The organism is Tumebacillus permanentifrigoris (assembly GCF_003148565.1).
Classification (GTDB): Bacteria; Bacillota; Bacilli; order Tumebacillales; family Tumebacillaceae; genus Tumebacillus; species Tumebacillus permanentifrigoris.
In genome coordinates this window covers 1-2,466 of record NZ_QGGL01000047.1, presented here as the reverse complement: position 1 = coordinate 2,466, position 2,466 = coordinate 1, and the positions used below count along the sequence as shown (strand labels likewise).

Annotated in this window: 1 protein-coding gene; it reads left to right on the top strand. The window is 49.8% G+C overall.

The window, feature by feature from the left end; genetic code table 11:
- Window positions 1-742 precede the first annotated feature (742 nt).
- On the top strand, window positions 743-2,281 hold the full coding sequence (gene ltrA / locus C7459_RS22675; protein WP_211320438.1) for a group II intron reverse transcriptase/maturase: 1,539 nt from the start codon (window positions 743-745) through the stop codon (window positions 2,279-2,281).
- The last annotated feature ends 185 nt before the right edge of the window (window positions 2,282-2,466 follow it).

Sequence of the window (2,466 nt, the reverse complement as noted above, 5' to 3'; positions counted from 1 at the left end):
CGTCATATGCGGTTGTACTCCTCCTCCGGCCTTGCGGCCAGACGATTTCAACATAAGCAACGTAACCATATGTGGCAAAGTGACATAAAATTCGGTACGCCCAGCTAATTTCGCTCTCTTAGAGGAACGAAGTTACTTGAGCATGTTTGGAATGCATGTCGATTTCTTTTAACAGACATGCCCTTCTTCTGCTGTGAGAAGAAGTGAGCCGAAGCGGCGGTGACTTGCCGACACTGGCAAGGTGACGTAGTCCGCAGGAAACGGGGCTTGCGGCGAAGCGGTTACGCCAAGATGAGTCTCTAGGCTGAGCATGGGACGGCTGAGGAACACGAACCTATTCATCCGCATCTGAGGGTTGAAATGTCACCTCTGCCTACACCGCTTAACAGGCAGATTGCGGACTGGCAATCGTTAACCGAATTGACGGTTGTCACAAATGCCAATTGGACACGTTTGCCGACTGGCAGGGAATTATGTAGAGTGCACAGCTAGAACATAGTGTCCGCAACGACTTGCAGTAAGCAAGGACAAAGACTGCGATAGGCAGCCTCGCCCATGTGTGGAGTCCAAAGTGTGAACTGGGGAAGGTCTGCACAGATGCTAAGGGAGTGTGTCCCCGATGATGTGCAGGCTGGCGGAGCCTCTATAGTAGTCCGAGGCCGGGAAAGCCGGCTACATGGCGAAGAGAGGCAGTTTAAGTGGTTTGCTTGGCTCATTAACTGACCTAGTGAGGTGAAGACCTTTGATAATCAGTGAAATGCAAAGTAAACTGGCGACATGGTCAACAGAACATAAAGAACGGAAGTTCGACCGACTTCTAAGACTCATTGCTAACAGATCTTGGCTCCGCGAGGCGGCTAGAATTACTTTGGCTTCTAGCGGGGCCAAGACACCCGGTGTAGATGGCGTTAACAAACACAAGATGGAAAAAGTGCTTGCTCTTGAACTGGAACTGCTACGCCATGAATTGCTGACTGGAACTTACAGGCCGCTACCTGCCCGTCGCGTATATATCCCAAAAGCGAACGGCAAACTTAGGCCGCTAGGCATTCCTTGCCTCAGAGATCGTATCGTGCAACGAGCGATGCTGATGGCAATGGAACCGATATGGGAAAGCGATTTTCATCCGGTATCCTATGGATTCAGACCCGCGAGAAGTGTCCACCATGCGATTCGAACCATCAAAATGCAACTCCAAGATGGAAATGAGAAAACGAATGCAACTGCGGGACGCTGGGTAATTGAAGGTGATTTGGCGAGCTATTTCGATACCGTTCATCATCGACTACTGATGAAGGCTGTTCGTAAACGTATCTCAGACCAGAGATTCCTTGCTTTGCTTTGGACGATCATCAAGGCAGGATGCGTAGACCGGGGGTTATTCCGCGCCTCAAGCGAGGGGGTTCCGCAGGGCGGGGTCATCTCACCGCTACTTTCCAATATTATGTTACACGAATTTGATCAATGGATGGACACGAAGTTTCTGAGCAAAAAGGTACGGAAAGATCGCTGGTCATGGAACTTTAGCATTCAAAAGCAACGGCCCATCGCGTTACGTGAAAACCGGCAATGGAAACCAGCCATCTCCTACTGCCGCTATGCGGATGACTTTGTAGTAGTCGTCAAAGGAACCAAGGCACACGCAGAAGAAGTTCGAGAAGCCTGTCGAGAATTTCTAGAGGATCGGCTAAAGCTCACGCTGAACATGGAAAAGACACATATTACACACGTGAATGACGGTATTGTCTTCCTAGGTCATCGCGTGATTCGAAAACGCGGAGGCCGGGGAAGAATGCGCATTGTTTCGTCCATTCCCTGGGAGAAATATCGTCGCTTTGCCGAGAAACTGGTCAAACAGCTTTCGGGTAACTACGGAACGAACACAATGGACTTGGTCGAAAGCCTTAACCGACAACTTGCAGGATGGGCAACCTTTTACCAATACACCGATCATACAGCGACTATATTCAGCAAAGTAGATCGCACGGTATTCTGGAAACTCGGGTATTGGCTGGCACGGAAGTACAAGTGTGGCTTCCGATCTTTAATGCGAGAGTATGTCCGATCACCTGCACAAGGAATGGCTAAAATCTGGGTGTTAAAAGGCCGTAATAGCCGAGGATTCTACGGGGAACTGCCACTTAGAAGGCTGATAACCAGCCGTAAAGGTTGGTTCACATGGCGAAGCCCGGCTGAGAATCCTTACATCTTGCGCTCAGAAAAACGCCGTACAATTGAGTCTCGCTATAGCGAAGTCGCCTTTGCTTTGAGCAACGCTTAAATAGAGAGCCGGATGCGCTGAGAGGTGCAAGTCCGGTTCGGGAAGGAGAGGCAAGGAAATAGTTTGACTACGCCTTGTCTCTTACTTTACGACCGTATTTACCGATTGGTGAATCTGGTGCGAACAAGCAGGTTTACCTCGTTGCATTCATCGACGATGCGACACGTTATGTGTTGCATGCCGCT